Below are 20,849 nucleotides of genomic sequence, written 5' to 3'. Positions count from 1 at the left end.
TTGTTCGTGTGCGGGTGAGGAGGAGCCGTCACCAGGAGACCGGCAGTGCGTGGACGCCGTAGATGAACGCGTCGCTCTTGAAGCTGACGTCCGCCAGCGGGGCGGCCGGCTTCAGGGTCGGGATGCGCTTGTAGAGGGTGCCGTAGACGACCTGGAGTTCCATCCGGGCCAGCGGCTGGCCCAGGCACTGGTGGACGCCGAAGCCGAAGGCGACATGGCGGCGGGCGTCGCGGGTGAGGTCGAGGCGGTCGGGGTCGGCGAAGACCTCGGGGTCGCGGTTGCCGATCTCGTTGACCATGATGACGCCCTCACCGGCCTTGATCACCTGGCCGCCGATCTCGATGTCCTCGGTCACGGCACGGCGCCGGCCCAGGTGGGTGATGTGCAGGTAGCGCAGGAGTTCCTCGACGGCCCCGGCGACGAACTTGGGATCGTCGGTCTCACGCAGCAGGGCGAGCTGGTCGGGGTTCTGGAGCAGCGCCAGGGTGCCGAGCGCGATCATGTTCGCGGTGGTCTCGTGGCCCGCGATCAGCAGGAGCAGGGCCATCTCGGTCGCCTGCTGGTGGGTGAGTTCACCGGCGGTGATCCGTCCGGCGATGCTCGACAGCAGGTCGTCCTTCGGCTCGGCGAGCCGCTTGCCCAGGAGTCCGGCGAGGTAGCCCGCGACATCACGGCTCGCCTTGCCCCGTTCCTCGGGCGTGGCCGTCGTACGGACCATGGTCCTGGTGTGCTCCTGGAAGAAGTCGTGCTCCTCGTAGGGCACGCCCAGCAGCTCGCAGATGACCAGCGAGGGGATCGGCAGCGCGAACACGTCCACCAGGTCCACCGGGGACGGGCCGGCCAGCATGTCGTCGATCAGACCGTCCACGATCCGCTGTACGGCGGGCCGCAGCGCCTCGACCTTCTTGACCGCGAACGGCGCCGTCACCATCCGGCGCAGCCGGGCGTGTTCGGGGTCGTCCATCATGATGAAGCTGAGCTTGCCCTCGCCGGCTTCAGGGCCGGCCTTGGTGGGATAGCCGGGGCTGTCGGTGTCGGCGCTGACGCGCGCGTCGCCCAGCAGGGCCCGCTGCTCGGCGTACCGGGTCACGAGCCAGGGCTCACTGCCGTCCCACAGTCGCACCTTGGTCAGCGGGCCCCGCGCCTGCAGGTCCTTGAGCGCGGGCGGCGGGTCGAAGGGGCAGCGGGGCTCCCTGGGCATCGGGAACTCGGGGACGGTGTCCGGCGCTTCGGGCGCGGGGTCGGTCGGGATGTCGGCCATGGTTCTCCTCGGATGGGGGGGCTCCGGGTGGGGTGGAGCGCCGGGCGAAGGGGGCGAGGCCTCGATGAGCCCAGGCAAACAGAGGGGTCTGACGCGACCCGGTCAGTTTCCTGACAGGAGGCTGACGTGGCCCGGATCACAGGAACGCCGGGCTCAGGGACGGTTCTCGGACCGGCCCAGCCAGTAGCCGAAGCCCCGGCGCGTGTGGATCAGCGGCGGGTCGTTCCGGTCCACCTTGCGGCGCAGTCGGGAGACGAGCTGCTCGATCGCGTTGTCGCCGCGGTGGTCTCCCCAGACGTAGCGGCCGATCTGTTCCTTGGACAGCACCCGGTGCGCGTTGACCAGGAGGTGGCGCAGCAACCGGTACTCCGCGGGCGTGAGTTCGAGCGCCCGCGTCCCGCGCCGCGCCCTGCACGCCGAGTCGTCCATCACCAGGTCCCCGTACTGCAGCGGATGCCCCCATGACGGACCTGGCCGGGCGCCCCGCAACAACACCTGGATCCTGGCGAGGACTTCGGCCACCCGGAAGGGCTTGGTGACGTAGTCCCGCTCCCCCGGCCCGAGTTCGGGCACGAGCCTGTGCAGGCGGTCGGTCCCGCTGAGCAGCAGGACGGGCGGGCGATACGGAAGCCGGGGCCGACGCTCCCGGCTGAATCGCCCCATGTCCGGCACGTCGGTGTCGAAGACGACCAGATCAAACCGCCGCTTCCCAATCCACGCCAACGCGTCGAGGCCGGTGCCGGTGAGGCTGATCCGGTATCCGGCCAACTCGAGGGTGGTCGCCAGCAGTTCGGCGAGATCGGCTTCGCCTGCCACGACCAGGATGCATTGGCCGGTACCCCGCGCAAGGCCCGACGGCTCGTGAGGGTGGCCGTCCTCGGGCGGGGTCGTCCGCGTCGGGTTCATAAGCCGCCTCGCCCGGCCTCGCGGTGGCGGCTCCGGACTGCCGTCGGTTTCACCGTCGCGCTCCCTGTCGTGCTCCGTGCGGGGTGGTGTCAGCGGAGGGGTGTGACAGGTGCCAGCCACATGCCGACGACCGCGTCGGCGAGGCCCGTGGCGGCGTCGTCCCAGCTGGAGCGTGGGGTGGGGGTGTGCTCGGCGAGGGCGCGTTCGCGGTCGGCGGCCACGTGGACGATCAGGTGGCGGACCATCTCACCGCGTTCGGCGCTCACCTCGGCCGGGAGGTCGGGCAGGCACCGCTTGAGGCCTTCGATGATCGTCTGGAGGGACGGGGAGGTGAGAGCCTCCTCGACCATGATCTGGTGCAGCGCCGGATCGGAGACGACCTGTGCGCAGAACCGCGCGTACCACGTGGGGCTGCCGAGCGCGGCTAGGTGCTCGAGCACCGGGCGGACCAGGCAGTCCACCCAGCCGCGCAGGTCGTCGGGATCCGCGAGGTCGGCGAGCAGCCGGGCGCGGATCTCCTCGATGCGGGTGGCGTGCTTGCGGACGATGGCGCGGACCAGGTCGGCCTTGGTCCCGAAGTGGTAGCCGACCGCGGTGTTGTTGCCCTGTCCCGCGGCCTCGCTGACCTGACGGTTGGAGACCGCGTACACACCGTGTTCGGCGAAGAGCCGCTCGGCCGAGGTCAGGAGCAGCTCCCGGGTCGCGTTGACCTGTTCCTCCCGCAGCGTCCTGCCTGCCATGTTCACCACCGAACCGGGACTTCACCGAGCACCGCGACGGCCAGTCCCTCGAGCCGCCCGCGGTTTCACAGACCTACAATCTAAGTCACTTGATTGAAGAAACGGAGGGCATGGGCGGTGGACATGGTGGAGCGGGCCACACCTGCACCTCGGGTGGTGTCCGCACCCCGGCGCGCAGGGATCGGGTCACCTGGCGTCGAAGGCATGCGGGCGACGCTGCGGCAGGCCGGACGCGCGACGGTCCATCTGACGGTGGCCGCCGCGATGGCGTTCGGGACGTACCTCTTCATCACCGTGCTGCTGATCACCGTCATCGGGACGGTCGCGGTGATCGGTCTCTGGCTGCTGCCCGAGACGGTGCTGCTCGTGCGGCGGATCGCCGGGGCCAGGCGGCGCCTGACGACCGCCCGGACGGGGCGGGAGATCCCCGAGGCGTACCAGGTCCTCGACGGCCCTCTGTCCCAACGGCTGCGGACGGCCGTACGCGATCCCGGCACGCTGACCGACCTGCGCTGGATGGCCGCGTACTACGTCTACGGCGCACTGCTCCTCCTCGCCCTGCCGCTGTGGCCCGTCGGGCTGGTCGTGGACGGCGTGGGCTGCGGACTGCTGCACCGGCGGGCCGTGGTCCTGCCGTGGATCACGCGTCTGGCGGACCGGGAGGCCAACTGGTCCACGTCATTGCTCCGGCCGTCACCCAGGGCGCTGCTGGCCGCCCGGGTCGAGCAGCCGACCGCGACCCGGGCCGACGCGATCGCCGCGCACGGCGCCGAGCTGCGCCGCATCGAGCGGGACCTGCACGACGGTACGCAGGCCCGGCTGGTGGCCCTGTCCATGCGGATCGGCCTCGCCAAGCGCACCTACGACCATGATCCGGACACCGCACGCAAGCTCCTGGACGACGCCCAGGAGCAGGCCGAGCAGGCACTGACCGAGCTGCGGCACGTGGTCCGCGGCATCCATCCGCCGATCCTGACCGACCGCGGCCTCGTCGGTGCGGTGCGCGCGCCGGCCGCCGGCACCGGGCTGCTGGTGAGCGTGGACGTGGCGGGGCTGGAGGACGACGGCCCGAGGGCCCCGGCGGCGGTGGAGGCGGCCGCCTACTTCGTGGTGGCCGAGGCCCTCACCAACGCCGCCAAGCACAGCGGCTCGCCCACGGCCTCGGTCCGGATCGCCCGCGTCCGGCGTGGGCTCCGTGTCGAGGTGGCCGACCAGGGGCACGGCGGGGCCGCCGAGTCGAGCGGTTCGGGCCTGCCAGGGATGCGGCGCCGGGTGGCGGCCCTCGACGGGACGGTGCGGATGTCGAGCCCCGCCGGTGGGCCGACGGTGATCGAGGTGGAGCTGCCGCGCGTGTGGTGAGCCCGCGACAGGGCGGGGGCACGGCCCGGGCCGTCCTGCTCGGGGATGACCTGACCCACGGCACGTACTGCGTTCCGAGTAGGCGCGAATGTCGGCAGCCGCACGACGACACGGCGGGCCGATCCGGGAAGGCTGAGCCCTGTCCAACGATCCGGAACCGGAAGAATCCCCGCCCATGACCATCCGCGTCCTGCTCGCCGACGACCAGGCCCTGCTACGGGCCACGTTCCGGATCCTGATCGACTCCTGCGCGGACATGGAGGTGGTCGGGGAGGCCACCGACGGCGCCGAGGCCGTCGCCCTCGCCCGAACACACCGCCCCGACCTGGTCGTGATGGACATCCGCATGCCGGGCACCGACGGACTGGCCGCGACGTCCGCGATCTGCGCCGACCCGGACCTCGCGGCGGTGCGGGTACTGATCCTCACTACCTTCGAGATCGACGAGTACGTGGCGCAGGCGCTACGCGCCGGGGCGAGCGGCTTCCTCGGCAAGGACGTCACCGCGGACGTGCTGCTCGACGGGATCCGGACGGTGGCCGCCGGCGAGTCCCTGCTCTCCCCCACGGCGACCCGCACGCTGATCACGCGCTTCCTGGCCTCCCCCGCCGAGAGTTCGCAGTCCGCCGCGCCCGAGCACCTCGCCGCTCTCACCGCCCGCGAGCGGGAGGTCATGGCGTGGGCGGCCGAGGGCCACTCGAACGAGGAGATCGCCGAGAAGCTCTTCGTCAGCCCTCTGACCGTGCGCACCCACGTCCACCGCGCCATGACGAAGCTGGGCGCCCGCGACCGTGCCCAACTCGTCGTGATGGCCTATCAGTCGGGCCTGGTACGGGCCGTGCCGCCGGGCGGCGACCACTGAGGATCCGTCCGCTGTCCGGGTAAAGCCGCCGTTCAGGCGAAAACGGCTGCCAGGGTGCGTGGCGGCACGCCGGGGCGTCGACAACTGACCCGTGAGCCTGCCGCTGATCCCTCCGATGCTCGCCACGCCCGGCACCCTGCCGCCCACGGCGCAGGACGCGCGCTGGGCGTACGAGACCAAGCAGGACGGCCAGCGGGCGGTGATCTATCTGGAAGGGGACGGCAGCCTGCTGGTGCGCGCCCGTTCCGGCGAGGACATCACGGCCGCCTATCCCGAACTTCGGCCGCTGGGCGACGCGCTCGGCACGACACCCGCCGTACTCGACGGGGAGATCCTGGCGCTGGACGAAGAGGGCCGCGCCGACTTCCAGTTGCTGCAGTCCCGCATGGGCCTCGCACACGCCCCCGCGCGGGCCGCCCGCATGGCCGCGCAGACCCCGGTCCACCTGGTGCTCTTCGACGTCCTGGACCTGGCGGGCAGCTCCTTGCTCAAGGTCCCCTACTCCCGGCGGCGCGGTCGGCTGGAGGGGCTCGGCCTGGGCGGACCGTTCTGGTCGACGCCGAGCGCGCTGGTGGGACACGGCGCCCAGGCGCTGGCGGCCACCCGTGAGCACGGGCTGGAAGGACTGGTGTGCAAGCGGCTGGACTCGGTGTACGAGCCCGGGGTGCGCTCCCGCGCCTGGATCAAGATCCGCAACATGCGCAGCGAGGACGTGATCGTCGGCGGTTGGCTGCCCGGCAAGGGACGGCTCACCGGCCTGCCGGGCGCGCTGCTGGTCGGCCAGTACGCGGCCCGGCGGCTGCGCTACGTGGGCGGGGTGGGCACCGGCTGGAGCGAGGCCGAACGGGCGCACCTGGCCGAACTGTTGCGGGCGTCCGAGACGGACACCTGCCCCTTCGACCCCGCCCCGCGCGTGCCGGGCGCGCACTGGGTGCTGCCCCGGCTGGTCGGCGAGGTCCGCTACAGCGTCCGCACCCGGTCCGGGATGCTGCGCCAGCCGTCCTGGCTGCGACTGCGACCCGACCTCACCCCGCAGGACGCGTCGGCCGACTTCCCCGAGGACGTCTGACACGCGCGCCTTCCACGGACGTCCGGCACGCAGGCCGGGCGGCAACTATTGCGCTGCCCTTCACTCACAGGTACGCCCGTGGCTCTTGGCGCGTAAGTGAAAACCCGGGATCCTGAACTGCCGTTCCCCCCACAGCCGTTGGGCTGCGCCCGGACCCCGAGGAGACGCAGTGTCGTCACAGACGTTCCGCACACATGGCAAGAGATGGCTCACCGGTCTGGCCGGTGCCGCCGCGCTGGTCATCGCCTTCCCCAGCGTCGCCTTCGCCGCCCCGCCGGGGGCACTGCCCGCCAACGCCGAATCGGCCGAGAGGACGTACCAGCCGGCGTTCGACTACGACACCGACGGCTGCTACTCCACCCCGGCCATCGGTGCCGACGGCAGCGTCAACGGCGGCCTCAACCCCACCGGTGCCCTCAACGGCAACTGCCGGGACGCCTCGGACCTCGACAACACCAACGGCTACTCCCGCTACAAGTGCAACAACGGCTGGTGTGCCTACATGTACGGCCTGTACTTCGAGAAGGACCAGGCGGTGCCGGGCAGCAGCATCGGCGGGCACCGGCACGACTGGGAGCACGTCGTGGTGTGGGTGCAGAACAACGCCGTGCAGTACGTCTCGACGTCCAACCACGGCTCGTTCACGATCAATCCGGCGTCGTCGGTGCGCTTCGACGGCACGCATGCGAAGATCGTTTACCACAAGGACGGCATCAGCACGCACTGCTTCCGGCTCGCAAACTCCAACGACGAGCCGCCGGAGAACCACAAGGGCACCTGGCAGTACCCGCCGCTGGTCGGCTGGAACGGCTACCCCGCGGGCGTGCGCGACAAGCTGGTGGCGTACAACTTCGGCAGCGCCCACTTCGGTCTGAAGGACGGCAGTTTCGCCAGTCACCTGGCTTCGGCGAAGCCGTCCGGGATCGCGTTCGACCCCAACGCCTGAGCGTTGCGACCGAACACCTGAGCCCGAGTCACATCGGGCGCGGGACCTAGGCCGCCGGCACGCTCGGCTTCCATCCCGCGCCCGATCCCCGCGCAACCGTGTGCGACATAGCGTCCCGTTCATGGACACGATCGCCACGAGCGGACACTTCGAAGAAGCCCTTGAACGCCTTCACACCTCCGGTCCGGAACGAGAGGGCTGGCTGTCCAACCACGCCCCCATGGTCGTCGAGGCGCTGGCCGCCCACGGACACGCGGGCGCCGTCCACCGCTGGGTGGACCTCTACCGGGAGAAGCTGGAGGACTTCCCCGACCGCGTCGCCCCCGTCACGGACGACAACTGGCGTGCGGCGCTGGGGGATCCACGACGGATCACGGACTGGACCGACCACTACTCCCGGTTGCTCGCCGAGCGTCCGTGGCGCGCCGTCCTCGCCGAGTGGTGGCCGCGCCTGCTGCCCGGCCTGTACGGCGGCGCCACCCACACCGTCATCCGTGTCGGTCATGCCGTGCGCGCTCTCGAAGCGGACGAGAACGCACCCCGGCTCACCGAACTCGCGCACGCGCTGGGCTACTGGGCGGCCCGGCATCAGCCCGTGACCGGAGTCGTCGCGCTGCCCGGCGCGCCGACGGCCACGGCCGCCCTGGACGCCGTACCCGCGATCGAGGCGGGGCACCTGGGATTCCGGAACCGGCTGTCCGCCGTACGCCGACTGCCCGCCTGGGCGGACGACGTGACCGACCCGGACACGGCCCGCGAGCGGCTGACCGAACTCGTGCGCGCCGCGACCCACCGCTACGCCACCCACGGCCACGGCGAGCCGACCATGCTCGTGCACGCGGCCACGGCGCCCAACGCCGTGCTGCGCACACTGGATTCGCTGCCCCGCGACCAGTGGGTGCCGAGCCTGCGGGCGGCCTGGACGGCGTCCGCGGCGGTCACCGCGATGTACGCCCCCGTCGAGCCGGTCGCCTGCGCCCCGGCTGCCCGGCTGACGCGCGAGGAGGTCATGGAGCGGGCCCTCGCCCACGGCGACGAGCACGTCATCAAGCTGACCGACACCGCGCTGGACGTCGGCGACGAAGTCGCCCTCGCGGCGGCCGTGCGTGCCGTCGAGATCAGTCCGCCCCTGGTGTGAACCGCCCGTCCGCCAGGGCGTCCCCCAAGGCCGTTCGCCCGTAGAACACGTAGTAGCCCTGACGCCTCGACTCCAGCAGGCCCGCCTCCCGCAGGACCGACAGATGGGCCGACACGGTCGACGGCGCGAGTCCGTGGCGGCGCGCGAGGTCCGTCGTCGAGGCGGGCACCGCGAGGCCGGTGAGGACGGCCGCGCGCTGGTGGCCGAAGAGGCGGGCAAGCGCCTCCGGCGGGCGTGGTGCCGGGGTGGTGTGCAGGCGCCCCATGCCTCGGGCCGGGTAGATGACCGCCGGCTGCCAGGGCCGGGCGAAGCCGCTCACCACGTCCGGCCACACGAACACGCTCGGCATGAGCAACACGCCTCTGCCGTCCGGCCGTTGGGCATCCGCCACGTCGGCGTACTGGCGCAGGGTGATCGTCTGGCCGGCCCAGTCCACGGCCGGGTGCAGGCCGGTGAGCAGCGCGTCGAGACCGCCGTCCGCCGCCCGGCGCGAGCGGTGCGCGATGTCCGCCTCCAGAACGGCACGGTGGCGCGGCCAGTCCGGGGCGAGCAGGGCCTGCCAGGCCTGCTCGGTGAGGTCGGCCAGGCGCCGTACGGTGGCAGCGGGGTCGTCGAGCGCGGCGCGCCCTCGGGGTGACTCGGCGAGTCCGGGAGTGCAGGCCAGCGAGCGGGTCATCTCCGCGTGGGCCAGGACGGGATCGGTGGCGCGCATCCTCGCCAGCTCGTCCTCGATGGTGGGGTACGGCTCCTGCGGCGGCGGGCCGAGGAAGTCCGGGGTGTAGCCGCCGACGGGCGGGATGAACGGCCACAGGTCGGCCAGGTCGAGGCCCGCGACCGAACGGCGCATGCGGCGCAGCCAGCCGCGGTGGTAGCCGTGCCGGGCGGGCCGGCGAAGCATGCGCAGCGCCTCGTGGGTCTGGCACAGCGGCGAGATCGCGAACCGGCAGCGGGTGAGGTCGGCGGTGCCGAGGTGCAGGGCGAGCGGCATGGCGACCCCCGTCGTGAGCAGCGATTCGTCCTGGACCGAAAGAGTAGAGGCGCCCGCCGCGGCCCCGCACGCTTGCCCCGACTCCCCCTGTCGGAAAGGCGGATGGATGGGCAACGTACGTCCGGCACCCTGGCGGCGTGCCGCTGTCGTCGCGGCGCTGATGCTGGCGGCGTTCACCTTCAACACCACCGAGAACCTGCCGGTCGGTCTGCTCGCGCTCCTGGCGGACGACCTGCGGGTCTCGCTCACGGCCGTGGGCGCTCTGGTCACCGGCTACGGGCTGACCGTGGCCGTCGTTTCCCTGCCCCTCGCCCATGTCACCCGGTCGGTGCCGCGCCGGTATCTGCTCGCCTGGCTGCTCGGGCTGCTCGCCGTGGGCAGTTGGGTGTCGGCGCTGGGAGGAGTGTCGTACGGGGTGCTGCTGGCGGCGCGGGTGGCGACGGCGTTGGCGCAGGCGGTGTTCTGGTCGGTCATGGGGCCGGTCGCGGTCGGCCTCTTCCCGCCCGAACGCCGGGGGCGGATCATCGGGCTGCTGTCCGTGGGTGGTTCCCTCGCCACGGTGGCCGGGGTGCCGGCCGGGACCTGGCTCGGTGGGCACACCGGGTGGCGGACGCCCTTCGCCCTGCTCGGTGTGCTGGCGCTCGTCTCGCTCGTGGCCATCGGCGCCCTCCTGCCGTCGTCCCGACCGCAGGACGGCCACTCCGCGTACGGCGCCGCCCCCGACCGGCGCAGGTTCCTCGTCGTGCTGGCCGTCACCGTCCTGTCGGTGACCGGCGCCTTCGCCGGGTTCACGTACATCGTCGCCTTCCTCGACGAGGTCAGCGGGTTCCGTGAGGACGCGGTGAGTGCCGTGCTGCTGGCGTTCGGCGGGGCGGCGCTGGCCGGGGTCACGATCGCCGGGCCGCTCCTCGACCGCTTCCCGCGCGCCACGCTGACCGTGCCGGTGGCGGCCCAGGCGGTGGCACTGCTCGGCCTCCACGTGACGGGCCAGGTCGGGGCGGCGGCTGTCGTCCTGGTCATGCTGCTGGGTGCCTCGGTCGCGACCGCTTTCATGGCGACGCAGAGCCAGGTGCTCCAGGTGGCACCGGGCCGCACCGAGACCGCCCTCGCGGCCAACTCGGCGGCCTACAACCTGGGCATCGCCGCCGGTGCGCTGATCGGGGGCGTGCTGCTGCCCGCGGTCGGGGTGCGCGGGACGTTCCTGGTCGGCGGGCTGTTCACGGCGGGGGCGCTGGCGGTGCTGACGTGGCCGGTGCGCGGGGACATGCAGGACCGGACACACGGCGAGGGCCCGGCGAGCGGCAAGGACCGGACGGGCGAGGGCCGGGCAGGAATGGGGCGGTACGGTGCGGACGCGGGGTTGTGACGGTCTATCGTGTCCGCATGTCCGTGCCTGAACTGATCCGTATCGTCTCCCGCGACTCGCCGATGGCTCTCGCCCAAGTGGAGCGCGTCCGTGCCGAGTTGGCGGTCCTGCACCCCGGTGTGCGCACCGAGGTCGTGCCGGTGAAGACGACCGGTGACAAGTGGATGGGGGACCTGTCCCAGGTCGAGGGCAAGGGGGCGTTCACCAAGGAGGTGGATGCGGCTCTGCTGGCGGGCGAGGCCGATCTCGCCGTGCACTGCGTCAAGGACATCCCCGCCGACCGTCCGCTGCCCGCGGGGACGACCTTCGCGGCGTTCCTCAAGCGCGACGACATCCGGGACGCCCTCATCCACCCCGGCGGCCTCACCCTGGACGAGCTGCCGCCCGGAACCCGGATCGGCACCTCCTCGGTGCGCCGGGTCGCCCAGCTGGCCGCCACTCACCAGCACCTCGAGTGCGTACCGTTCCGCGGCAACGCCAACCGACGGCTGGAGAAGCTGGCGGCCGGCGAGGCGGACGCGCTGCTCCTCGCGGCGGCCGGCCTGGAGCGCATCGGCCGCACCGACGTGATCAGCGAGGTCCTCTCCCCCGAGGTGATGATGCCGCCGATCGGCGCGGGCATCCTGGCACTGCAGTGCCGGGAGGGCGACAGCGAGCTCATCGACGCGGTCAGCGGCCTCGGCGACCCGGACACGTACCGGGAGGCCACCGCCGAGCGGATGTTCCTGCATGTCCTGCAGGGGCACTGCAACAGCCCGATCGCCGGGTACGCGCACGTGGACCGGGGCGGCGAACTGTCCCTGCGGGCCTGCGTGTTCACCCCGGACGGCAAGACGCGGCTGAACGCCCACGAATGGGCCGGCCGACTGGACCCCGCCACCCTCGGTACATCGGTCGCGGTTGCGCTGCTGCGTCAGGGCGCCCGCGAGATCATCGACGGCATCCCGCACTAGAGCCCGCCGTCCGGGCTCGAGCCCCACCAGGCGGCGCCCCTCACGGGGGCGCCCGTCAGGCGGTCCCCTCTTCGGCCTGCTCCCGCAGGAAGTTGCTCACCTGGAGCGCGAGGCCGTCCCGCAGTGTGGCGGCGTGGGCGCCGGCGGAACTCTCCTGGAGGCCGAGGCCGCCGCTCCACATCCGGCGGTCGGCCCACTCCTCCTCGACGCGCAGCTGGATCTGAACGTCGACCTGGCTCAGGCTCGCCTCCGGGCCGGCGGCGTACAGCACGGCGGTGGCGCGGCGCAGCGGGTAGACGTCGAAGCCCTCGATGAACTGCGAGTTGCGCCAGTCGATGAACGCCGCCTCGCCGTCGCCGCCGATCCGTACGTCGATCTGGCCGTCCTCGAGGTGAATGCCGAGGTGCCGCTCGCCGCGGTTCTCGATGGTGACGCGGACCCTGAAGTACGCCAGCCCCTCCGCGGCCTCGTCGCGTCCGCGCGGCGGCTCGGCGGCTTCCAATTGGTGGACGCGGACACGCAGACCGGCATGCTCGTCGTACTCGTGCCAGTCCCCGACCACGTTCGGCTCGTACACAATCCACCTCTCGACCCAGAGAGCTGCTTCCTATCTTTGCGCTCAGTGCACTGTCAAATGAGCAGAATGCGCTGTGGCCAGCCCATTCGCCCCCTTGATCACCGATCAAGCCGTGGGCAGGAGGAATCCGCTTTCCGGCCCGGCGGGCCCGTTCCCCCACGTGCCGCACATCACGTTCCGCACCAAGATCAGCGGGCCAGCCGGCCCAGCAGCGAGGAGGCGGCGGCGATGCCGAGCGCGGCGGCCACGAGCAGAACGGCAAAGTCGAGCGCGAGGTGGGAGGGGGTGCCGAGGAGAAGGCCGCGCAGGGCGTCCACCTGGTAGCTGAGCGGGTTGACCATGCTGACCGCCTGGAGCCAGCCCGGCATCACCGACAGCGGGTAGAGGGCGTTGGATCCGAAGAACAACGGCATGGTGATGGCCTGCCCGAAGCCCATCAGCCGGTCGCGGCTGAGGACGATGCCGGCGATGGTCATCGACAGACAGGAGAAGAAGGCCGAGCCGAGGACGACGACCGCGGCGACGCCGAGCAGCTTCAGCGGATTCCAGCTCAGCGCCACACCGAGCACCGCCGCGATGACGATCACAACGACCGCCTGCACCAGGGACTTCACCCCGGCCGCGAACGCCTTGCCGGTGATCAGGGCCGAGCGCGGGGTCGGGGTGACGAGCAGCTTGTTGAGGATGCCGGCGTCGCGCTCCCAGATGATCTGGATGCCGTAGAAGATGGCGATGAACATCGCGGACTGGGCGATGATGCCGGGGGCCAGATAGTCGATGTAGGGGATGCCGTCGGTCGGGATCGCCTTGATCCGGGTGAAGGTCTGGCCGAAGATCAGCAGCCAGAGCGCGGGCTGGACCGCGCGGGTGTAGAGCTCGGTGCGGTCGTGGCGCAGCTTCTGCAGCTCGACGGCGCACATGGCCAGGATGCGGGCGGGCAGCACTCGCCAGCCGGCGCGGGGCACGGGCGGCCGTAGCAGCAGGTCGATACCGTCGGCGCGGTCCCGGTCAGCCGACACGGCGTGCGGTGTGGCGGGTGCTTCGGACATCGCGGAAGTCTCCTGAACTCTCGTCGAGCCCGCTGCCGGCGATGTCCCGGAAGACGTCCTCCAGCGTGGGCAGCGGGTCGGTGGGCTCGGCCCCGGCTCGTCGGCGGGCGCCGAGCCCCTCCCTGAGCTCGGCCGGGGTGCCCAGGGCCCGGATGCGGCCGTGGTGCATCAGGCCGACCCGGTCGCAGTACTGGTCGGCCTCGTCCATGTAGTGGGTGGTGACGAGGACCGTCATGCCGGTGACGGCACGGACGGCGTTGATGTGCTCCCACACTCCGGTGCGGGCGATCGGGTCGAGGCCGATGGTGGGTTCGTCGAGGATCAGCAGCCGGGGTGCGCTGACCAGGGCCTGGGCGAGTTCGAGGCGCCGGACCATGCCGCCCGAGTAGGTGCCGGCGAGCCGGTCGGCGGCGTCGGTGAGACCGACCGCGGCCAGGGCCTGGCCGACCCGCGCGGCGCGTTCCCGGCGGGGCACGTCGAAGACGCGGGCGAACAGGACGACGTTCTCGCGCCCGGTCAGGCTCGAGTCGGCGGACAATTGCTGCGGGACATAGCCGAGCAGGCGCCGTACGGCCATCCGGTCGCCTGCCGCGTCGCGCCCGAAGACGTTGACCATCCCCGTGGGCACCGGCAGGAGGGTGGTGATGCAGCGGATCGCCGTCGTCTTTCCGGCACCGTTGGGGCCGAGCAGGCCGAAGACCTCGCCCTGCGCCACCGTCAGGTCGAGTCCGTCCACCGCGTTGGTCTCGCCGAAGGCGTAGGCGAGCCCGGTGCAGGCCACGGCCTCGGTGCCGGCGTCTCGTGTCATGGTCGCTCCGTCTCCTCGCGCAGTGAGTCCGCCAGCCTGCGCAGCGCCGGGATCGCCGTGCGCAGCGTCTCCCGGTCCGGCTCGTCGAGGCGGGACACATGACGGCGTACGAGATCGGCGCGCCGTCTGCGCCATTCCCTCAGCCGGGCCTCGGCCGCGGGGGTCGGCAGCAGCCGGGCGGCGCGCCGGTCGGAGGGGTCGGCCTCCCGCCGCAGACAGCCCTGCCGGGCCAGCTGATTGACCAGGGTGGACACCGAATTACCCGCCAGGTACAGCTCCTTGGCGGCGTCCGAGATCCCGATACCGGGCCGCTCCACGACCAGCCGCAACAGCTCCACCTCGGCACCGCGCAGCTGCGGGGCGGTCATGTCGCGCCGAAGCCGGCGTCGGATCAGTCGTTGGACCCCGACGAGCGCGTCGGCGAGTTCCTCATCGTCCACATCGTCCAGATTATCTCTGTAACAGAGGTAATGACTTCAATGAGAGAGTCAAGCAAAAGGGTCAATCACGCAAAGCTGTAGTCGCATTCATGAATTTTGTTTCGGATGCCCTATCATGGGGAAAAGTGACATATGTGCTTCGGACAGGAGGCACGTCCGTGGGAGCCGGCTCGCCGGGACCCTGGGTGACCTCCTGAGGTCCGAGTGCGTTGCCTCTCACGGTGTCTCGTCCAGTCAGCACCGCTGAGGGAGGTGCGCACCTGATGAGTGCCACCACCAGAACGAAGCAGCACCCCCACGACGACGCCCCCGACACCGCGGCGGCCTTCGATCACCTTCTCGGCCTGCCCGAGGGACCCGAGCGCAAGCTGCTCAGGGACGAACTGGTCCAGGCGTGGCTGCCCATGGCCGAGCGGATCGCCGTCCGCTTCAAGGGCCGCGGCGAGTCCCTCGAGGACCTGTACCAGGTGGCAGCTCTGGGTTTGGTGAAGGCCGTCGAGCACTACGACCCGGCACGCGGCCACGCCTTCGAGGCGTACGCCGTTCCCACCATCACCGGCGAGATCAAGCGGCACTTCCGGGACCACATGTGGACGCTGCACGTGCCACGCCGGGTCCAGGACCTGCGCAACCGGGTGCGGAACTCCATGAAGGAACTGTCGCAGAGCACCTCGGGGCACGCGCCCACCGTCGCCGAGATCGCCGAGCACGCGCAGCTGAGCGAGAGCGAGGTGCGCGCCGGGATGGAAGCCCTGGAGTGCTTCTCCGCGCTGTCGCTGGAGGCGGAGATGCCCGGCACGGACGGCTACGCGCTGGGGGACGCCATCGGCAGCCCCGATCCGGCGTACGACGTGGTCGTCGACCGAGTGACCGTCACACCGTGTCTGGAGCGGCTTCCTGAGCGGGAGCGGACCATCCTCTACCTCCGCTTCTTCGGCGGGATGACCCAGAGCCGCATCGCGCAGCAGCTCGGCATCTCGCAGATGCACGTCTCCCGGCTGCTGAGCGGCTGCTTCGCCCAGCTGCGCGAGGAAATACTCGCCGAAGCCCCCTGACGCCGGAAGGGTGAGTCAGTCCTGGGCCGATCCCGGAATCTGCGTCGGGCCGTAACGCTCGAGGGCCTCTTCGAGTTCGACGCGGATCTCCGGCGGCATCCTTCCGTCCCGGCCCCAGCTGAGAATCAGCTCCGCGACCTGGCGGAGCTTGATGTTCGTGTGCTGGGAGACGTCCTTCAGCACCGCCCACCCCTCGTCCGGCGCCACGCGGCCGAGGGCGACGATCATCCCGATCGCCTGGTCCACGACGGCGTGCGAGACCATCGCCTCCTTGAGCTGTTCGACTTCCTCTTCCAGCTCGATGATCCTGTCGGTCCCGTCGGCGGGCTCGTGCGGTGTCGCTGCCACGCCACCATGGTCGCCGCTTTGCGTGCCTCGTGCCAGCGAAGCGGAGGGTCGCTCTCCCGGGCCGTTTCGGCGCCACGCCGGGGGTACTCGGCAGGCCCCGGGGCGAATCCGGCTGGACACTGGGACAAGACCGGTGGCCGCCGGTTCGGGCGAGAACCAGGACAGCGACTGCCATGAACCACGATGCGACAAGCTCCAACAGCACGGCCGAGGTCGTGTCCACACACTCCGTGTTCGGCGCACCCTGCTGGGTGAGTCTGACCAGCCGTGATCTCGAAGTCACCCACGGGTTCTACAGCGCCGTGCTGGGATGGCGGTGGCGGCCCGCCAAGCTGGGCGACCGCTTCTGGGTCGCGCTGGCGGACAGCGTGCCGGTGGCCGGGGTCGCGGCGGTCGCCACGATGTGGCAGATGGCCGTGGCCTGGACCCCCTACTTCGCCGTGCCCAGCGCCGACGATGCCGTGGCGCGGGTGCAGGAGCGCGGCGGCACATCGGCCGTCGGTCCGCTCTCCCTGCCGCCGGGACGCGCGGCGCTGCTGGCCGACCGGGACGGCGCGACCTTCGGGGTCTGGGAGGGGGAGCTCCCCTCGAACTGGGAGACCTGGCGCCGCGCCGCGCCCACCTTCATCCGGCTCCACACCCGCGACGCGTTCGACGCCGCCATGTTCTACGGCGAGGTCCTCGAATGGGCGTCGGACCGGGCCGGCTGCTGCGAGGTCCGCTACGAGGGCGGCGAGGTCGTGCTGCGCAGCCGGGGCGACGTCGTGGCGCGGATCGAGTCGGGGGCGCTGGAGGCTGCGCCGGACCCCACGATCCGGCCGCACTGGCAGGTGCACTTCGCCGTCGCGGACGTGGGGGCGTGCGCGCGGGCTGCCGAGCGGCACGGAGGGAGTGTCCTGTCCAAGGGGAGTGACGAGGCTGTGCTGCGGGATCCTGACGGGGCACAGTTCACGCTGACTTCGCGGCGTTCCCGCTAGCGCTCCCGCGCTCCTACCGGCGTTGCCGCGAGGGCGTCGACAGGAGGGCCAGGCTGCGGCGTTCGATCAGTAGAGCGGTGCCTGCCTTGTACTCCGACTCGTCCGAAAGGCCCTGCGGTTCGGCGGTGTCGATCAGCGGTGCCCAGCGGTCGCCGAACTCTGCCTCCGGCAGTTGGAACTCCACCGGCTCCCAGTAGCTGTTGAACAGGAGCAGGAAGGAGTCGTCCACCACCGGGCGGCCGCACCAGTCGGGTTCGGCGATGGCGTCGCCGTTGAGGAACACGGCGACCGAGTGGGCGTCGGGGTGCTGCCAGTCCTCGTCCGTCATCTCACGGCCGTCCGGCAGCAGCCACACCAGGTCGGGCAGCGGCTGGTCCGGGTGGGTGGCCGTCTCGCCCTTGAAGAAGCGGCGGCGGCGCAGGACGGGGTGAGCAGCGCGCAACCCGATGACGTAACGGGTGAAGTCGGCGAGTGCGCGCTGCTCGTCGGTGAGTCCCCAGTCGACCCAGGAGACGTCGTTGTCCTGGCAGTAGGCGTTGTTGTTGCCGCGCTGGGTGCGGCCGAGTTCGTCGCCGTGGCCGAGCATGGGGATGCCCTGCGAGAGCATCAGTGTGGCGATGAAGTTGCGCTGCTGGCGGGCGCGCAGCCGGCGCACGGCCGGGTCGTCGGTGTCGCCCTCCGCTCCGCAGTTCCAGGACCGGTTGTGGCTCTCGCCGTCCCGGTTGCCCTCGCCGTTGGCCTCGTTGTGTTTGTCGTTGTACGAGACGAGGTCGCGCAGGGTGAACCCGTCGTGCGCGGTGACGAAGTTGACGCTGGCGCGCGGGCGGCGCCTGCTGTGTGCGTACAGGTCGGAGGAGCCGGTCAGCCGGGAGGCGAACTCGCCGAGCGAGTCGGGCTCGCCGCGCCAGAAGTCCCGTACGACGTCCCGGTACTTGCCGTTCCACTCCGACCACAGCGGCGGGAAGTTGCCCACCTGGTAGCCGCCCTCACCGACGTCCCACGGCTCGGCGATCAGCTTGACCCTGCTGATCACCGGGTCCTGCTGGATCAGGTCGAAGAACGCCGAGAGCCGGTCCACCTCGTGGAACTGCCGGGCCAGCGTGGCCGCGAGGTCGAAGCGGAAGCCGTCGACGTGCATCTCGGTGACCCAGTAGCGCAGCGAGTCCATGATCAGCTGGAGCACGTACGGGTGACGCATCAGCAGGCTGTTGCCGGTGCCGGTGGTGTCGTAGTAGTGCGCCCAGTCGCCGTCCACGAGGCGGTAGTAGGAGGCGTTGTCGATGCCTCGGAAGGAGAGGGTGGGACCCCGCTCGTTGCCCTCGGCGGTGTGGTTGTAGACGACGTCGAGGATCACTTCGAGGCCGGCCTCGTGCAGCGCCTTCACCATCGACTTGAACTCGTTGACCTGCTCACCGCGGGTGCCGTGGGCGGCGTAGGCGTTGTGCGGCGCGAAGAAGCCGATCGTGTTGTAGCCCCAGTAGTTGGACAGCCCCCGGTCGAGCAGCACGCCGTCCTGGACGAACTGGTGCACCGGCATCAGCTCGACGGCGGTCACCCCGAGGGACGTCAGATGCCCGACGGCGGCGGGGTGGGCGAGCCCGGCGTAGGTGCCTCGCAGTTCGGGCGGGACGTCGGGGTGGGTGGCGGTCAGGCCCCGCACGTGGGTCTCGTAGATGACGGTGTCGGCGTACGGCCGTCTGGGCGGGCGGTCGTCGCCCCAGTCGAAGTGCGGGTCGGTCACGACGCCGAGCATGGTGTGCCCGGCGCTGTCGCCCGGGGACGGGGCGCCGGGGGTGCGCTCGAACAGCGAGGCGTGGTTGTCCACCTGGCCGTCGACGGCCCGGCTGTACGGGTCGAGCAGCAGCTTCGCCGGATTGCACCGGTGGCCGAGGCCCGGGTCCCAGGGGCCGTGCACCCGGTAGCCGTAGCGCTGTCCCGGGCCGACGCCGGGCAGATAGCCGTGCCAGACGAAACCGTCGACCTCGGTGAGCGGAATCGGGGTGTGCCGGTCCTTGTCGTCGACGAGGACGAGCTCGACGCGGTCGGCGACCTCGCTGAACAGGGCGAAGTTGGTGCCCTGTCCGTCGAAGGCGGCTCCCAGCGGGTAGGGGTGCCCGCTCCAGGCGGGCACCCCTTTGCTGCGCTTTCGCGCGGTCACCGGGCTTCCTCCAGGATGCCGTCCCGGATGCCCGCCGCGTCGGCGATGGCCGTGACCGGCACCTCGCGGGGCACCTGAAGCGCCTCCCGCAGGTGGGGCGCCGGAGCGGCCGGCACCAGCGGGGCGCGTTCGCCGGCGCGGGCGCGCTGCGAGAACCAGATGACCTTGGCTCCGGTCTCGGTGGCGCAGCACCCCCAGCCGTCGCTCATCGCGGCGAGGTGCTGCAGGCAGGCACGCAGCTCGTGATCCGGGCGCAGGGCACGGTTGTTGTCGCCGATGGCGGTGATGAGGTGCTGGCCGTTCCACCACATCTCGATCGAGGTGTTCTTGTCCCTCGCGTGTTCGTCGATGGCCCGCAGCAGCATCTCCGTGCCGTGGCGGACGGGCTCGACAAGCGTCTCCAGGTCCCAGTACCGGAGGTGAGCGGCCAGAATTCGGCTGACCTGACCCACCCGTTCGGGGCTCACTTCCACGTCGAGGTGGTAGTAGCAGGGCACTGCGGTCTTCACCGTCGTTACCTCCTCACCGCGAAAGCTCCCGCTCTCCTCGCCCCTGCGGGACGGGCCCCGAGTACGGAGCGTGAGCGCTGATCGCTTCTGAGTGACTCCAGGGTGGGGGCGGTAGGCCATTCGTGCAACAGGAGCAGATCCCTGAGGTAGTTGAAGATCCAACAGGACGCTGAGTCGTCGACCGTGCACCATGTGTGAAGACCTCGATAACCCGTAACGGAACCCGTGCGTGCGCGCACGGGTTTCCGCCCGACGGTCGGGAGACGCGTCATCGAGTCCGAACCGGAAGGTGAACGGCGCCATGCTGCTACCGGCCAAAGCCGAAGTCGCCCGGCAACTGCGGCGATATCGGGCCTGGGAACGCGCCATGCTCGCGGCCCCGGCCGACCTGACGGTCCGTGCCACCTTCGAGGACACCGGCTACACCCTCTGCGTGCTGATGGGAAAGCGCTGCGCACGCGAGGCCGCCGACGCGGCCGAACGCTATCTGCGCATCACTCCGGCCGCCTATCTCAGCGAGCTGGACGAACGGCCGCGCACCGCAAGTGTCTCGGCGCGGCGGGGCCCGCCGGGAACACGACGGCGGAGTTTCCACGCGGGGAGGCAGACCCCTTCCGCGCAGCCTTGAATCCCCCGGCCGGGCCTGGTGCCCGGCCTCGAGCACGGTGGAGGTGAACCATGGGCAGGACCAAGAGCAGGACCGGTGCCGGTACCGGGACCATCGGCCGCATCCCGGTACGGGACGTACGGCCGGCCGTGGAGTGCGGCAGGCACCCGGCCAAGGCCGTCGTGGGAGAGACCTTCGAGGTCACCGCCACCGTGTTCCGCGAGGGCCATGACGCCGTCGCGGCCAACGTCGTACTGACCGACCCGGACGGCCGGCCCGGCCCCTGGACGCCCATGCACGAACTCGCCCCGGGCAGCGACCGCTGGGGCGCCAAGGTGACCCCGGCGGCCATGGGCCGCTGGACGTTTCACGTGGAGGCGTGGAGCGATCCGGTGGCCACCTGGCGCCACCACGCCCAGATCAAGATCCCCGCCGGGATCGACGTCGGACTGGTCCTGGAGACGGGCGGCGAGCTGTACGAACGAGCGGCGGCCGGGGTGCCCGACAAGACGGAGCAGGCGACGGTGCAGGCCGCCGCGGACGCGCTGCGGGACGACTCACTGCCGCCCGAGTCACGGCTGGCGGCGGCGTTCGCGGCGAACGTCGACGCGGTGTTGGGGCGGTATCCGTTGCGGGATCTGGTCACCGCCTCGGACCCGCTGCCGTTGCTGGTGGAGCGGGAGCGGGCCCTGTTCGGTTCCTGGTACGAGTTCTTCCCCCGTTCCGAGGGCAC

At 71.3% G+C, this 20,849-nt stretch carries 22 protein-coding genes; 11 read left to right on the top strand and 11 right to left on the bottom strand.

Features of this window, described 5'->3' with window-relative positions; translation table 11 throughout:
• Positions 1-28: 28 nt before the first annotated feature.
• The 3 genes from ACWGDB_RS20450 to ACWGDB_RS20440 form a co-directional block, all read right to left on the bottom strand.
• Positions 29-1,261, bottom strand: coding sequence for a cytochrome P450 (locus tag ACWGDB_RS20450; protein ID WP_453823680.1), 1,233 nt, complete (start codon positions 1,259-1,261; stop codon positions 29-31).
• Positions 1,262-1,414: 153 nt separating this feature from the next.
• Positions 1,415-2,167, bottom strand: coding sequence for a response regulator transcription factor (locus tag ACWGDB_RS20445; RefSeq protein WP_453823679.1), 753 nt, complete (start codon positions 2,165-2,167; stop codon positions 1,415-1,417).
• Positions 2,168-2,256: 89 nt separating this feature from the next.
• Complete coding sequence (locus ACWGDB_RS20440; protein WP_453823678.1) at positions 2,257-2,907, bottom strand: TetR/AcrR family transcriptional regulator; 651 nt, start codon at positions 2,905-2,907, stop codon at positions 2,257-2,259.
• Between the two features lie 204 nt (positions 2,908-3,111).
• Between ACWGDB_RS20440 and ACWGDB_RS20435 the strand changes: the two genes are divergently transcribed.
• From ACWGDB_RS20435 to ACWGDB_RS20415, 5 genes are all read left to right on the top strand, one after another.
• Complete coding sequence (locus ACWGDB_RS20435; protein WP_453823677.1) at positions 3,112-4,266, top strand: histidine kinase; 1,155 nt, start codon at positions 3,112-3,114, stop codon at positions 4,264-4,266.
• 175 nt (positions 4,267-4,441) lie between these two features.
• Positions 4,442-5,128 (top strand): response regulator transcription factor, encoded by a 687-nt coding sequence (locus tag ACWGDB_RS20430; RefSeq protein ID WP_427842930.1) that lies wholly within the window; start codon positions 4,442-4,444, stop codon positions 5,126-5,128.
• A gap of 91 nt (positions 5,129-5,219) precedes the next feature.
• Positions 5,220-6,197, top strand: coding sequence for a non-homologous end-joining DNA ligase (ligD, locus tag ACWGDB_RS20425; RefSeq protein WP_453823676.1), 978 nt, complete (start codon positions 5,220-5,222; stop codon positions 6,195-6,197).
• Between the two features lie 169 nt (positions 6,198-6,366).
• Complete coding sequence (locus tag ACWGDB_RS20420; RefSeq protein WP_453823675.1) at positions 6,367-7,143, top strand: NPP1 family protein; 777 nt, start codon at positions 6,367-6,369, stop codon at positions 7,141-7,143.
• A gap of 121 nt (positions 7,144-7,264) precedes the next feature.
• On the top strand, positions 7,265-8,281 hold the full coding sequence (locus tag ACWGDB_RS20415) for a questin oxidase family protein (protein WP_453823674.1): 1,017 nt from the start codon (positions 7,265-7,267) through the stop codon (positions 8,279-8,281).
• On the opposite strand, the gene ACWGDB_RS20410 is transcribed toward ACWGDB_RS20415, so the two are convergent.
• Positions 8,262-9,269: a DUF5937 family protein gene (locus tag ACWGDB_RS20410; protein WP_453823673.1), complete on the bottom strand. Its 1,008-nt coding sequence runs from the start codon at positions 9,267-9,269 to the stop codon at positions 8,262-8,264. The two genes, ACWGDB_RS20415 and ACWGDB_RS20410, sit on opposite strands and share 20 nt — an antisense overlap.
• Positions 9,270-9,375: 106 nt before the next feature.
• On the opposite strand from ACWGDB_RS20410, the gene ACWGDB_RS20405 reads away from it, so the two are divergent.
• Both ACWGDB_RS20405 and hemC read left to right on the top strand, forming a co-directional pair.
• Positions 9,376-10,635: an MFS transporter gene (locus ACWGDB_RS20405; RefSeq protein WP_453823672.1), complete on the top strand. Its 1,260-nt coding sequence runs from the start codon at positions 9,376-9,378 to the stop codon at positions 10,633-10,635.
• A gap of 17 nt (positions 10,636-10,652) precedes the next feature.
• Positions 10,653-11,588, top strand: a complete 936-nt coding sequence (gene hemC / locus ACWGDB_RS20400) for a hydroxymethylbilane synthase (protein WP_453823671.1) — start codon at positions 10,653-10,655, stop codon at positions 11,586-11,588.
• Between the two features lie 55 nt (positions 11,589-11,643).
• Here hemC and ACWGDB_RS20395 read toward each other — a convergent pair whose 3' ends face one another.
• The 4 genes from ACWGDB_RS20395 to ACWGDB_RS20380 all read right to left on the bottom strand — a co-directional run bounded on the left by ACWGDB_RS20395 (position 11,644) and on the right by ACWGDB_RS20380 (position 14,471).
• Positions 11,644-12,165: a hypothetical protein gene (locus tag ACWGDB_RS20395; protein WP_427842923.1), complete on the bottom strand. Its 522-nt coding sequence runs from the start codon at positions 12,163-12,165 to the stop codon at positions 11,644-11,646.
• Between the two features lie 188 nt (positions 12,166-12,353).
• On the bottom strand, positions 12,354-13,214 hold the full coding sequence (locus ACWGDB_RS20390; protein ID WP_453823670.1) for an ABC transporter permease: 861 nt from the start codon (positions 13,212-13,214) through the stop codon (positions 12,354-12,356).
• Positions 13,174-14,022: an ABC transporter ATP-binding protein gene (locus tag ACWGDB_RS20385; RefSeq protein WP_453823669.1), complete on the bottom strand. Its 849-nt coding sequence runs from the start codon at positions 14,020-14,022 to the stop codon at positions 13,174-13,176. The genes ACWGDB_RS20390 and ACWGDB_RS20385 overlap by 41 nt, the downstream gene beginning before the upstream one ends.
• Positions 14,019-14,471: a MarR family winged helix-turn-helix transcriptional regulator gene (locus tag ACWGDB_RS20380; RefSeq protein ID WP_453823803.1), complete on the bottom strand. Its 453-nt coding sequence runs from the start codon at positions 14,469-14,471 to the stop codon at positions 14,019-14,021. The genes ACWGDB_RS20385 and ACWGDB_RS20380 overlap by 4 nt, the downstream gene beginning before the upstream one ends.
• Positions 14,472-14,725: 254 nt before the next feature.
• Between ACWGDB_RS20380 and ACWGDB_RS20375 the strand changes: the two genes are divergently transcribed.
• Positions 14,726-15,517 carry a SigB/SigF/SigG family RNA polymerase sigma factor gene (locus tag ACWGDB_RS20375; protein WP_453823668.1) on the top strand — a complete coding sequence of 264 codons (792 nt, stop codon included), beginning with the start codon at positions 14,726-14,728 and terminating at the stop codon, positions 15,515-15,517.
• Positions 15,518-15,532: 15 nt separating this feature from the next.
• On the opposite strand, the gene ACWGDB_RS20370 is transcribed toward ACWGDB_RS20375, so the two are convergent.
• Entirely contained in the window at positions 15,533-15,865 is a 333-nt protein-coding gene (locus ACWGDB_RS20370; protein ID WP_453823667.1) for an ANTAR domain-containing protein, read from the bottom strand.
• A 173-nt stretch (positions 15,866-16,038) separates the two neighbouring features.
• On the opposite strand from ACWGDB_RS20370, the gene ACWGDB_RS20365 reads away from it, so the two are divergent.
• On the top strand, positions 16,039-16,842 hold the full coding sequence (locus tag ACWGDB_RS20365) for a VOC family protein (RefSeq protein ID WP_453823666.1): 804 nt from the start codon (positions 16,039-16,041) through the stop codon (positions 16,840-16,842).
• A gap of 13 nt (positions 16,843-16,855) precedes the next feature.
• Here the strand turns inward: ACWGDB_RS20365 and glgX are convergent, their stop codons facing one another.
• Both glgX and ACWGDB_RS20355 read right to left on the bottom strand, forming a co-directional pair.
• The gene (glgX, locus tag ACWGDB_RS20360; RefSeq protein ID WP_453823665.1) at positions 16,856-19,000 is read right to left on the bottom strand and encodes a glycogen debranching protein GlgX; all 2,145 of its coding nucleotides are present in this window, start codon (positions 18,998-19,000) and stop codon (positions 16,856-16,858) included.
• The gene (locus ACWGDB_RS20355) at positions 18,997-19,509 is read right to left on the bottom strand and encodes a pep a2 (RefSeq protein ID WP_383606175.1); all 513 of its coding nucleotides are present in this window, start codon (positions 19,507-19,509) and stop codon (positions 18,997-18,999) included. Before ACWGDB_RS20355 ends, glgX begins: the two co-directional genes overlap by 4 nt.
• 301 nt (positions 19,510-19,810) lie before the next feature.
• On the opposite strand from ACWGDB_RS20355, the gene ACWGDB_RS20350 reads away from it, so the two are divergent.
• Entirely contained in the window at positions 19,811-20,137 is a 327-nt protein-coding gene (locus tag ACWGDB_RS20350; RefSeq protein WP_453823664.1) for a DUF5133 domain-containing protein, read from the top strand.
• Between the two features lie 50 nt (positions 20,138-20,187).
• The coding region (locus tag ACWGDB_RS20345) for a maltotransferase domain-containing protein (protein WP_453823663.1) at positions 20,188-20,849 on the top strand (662 nt) is incomplete at its 3' end.

Source organism: Streptomyces sp. NPDC055013 (assembly GCF_053608645.1).
This window is presented reverse-complemented; position numbering and strand designations above follow the sequence as displayed.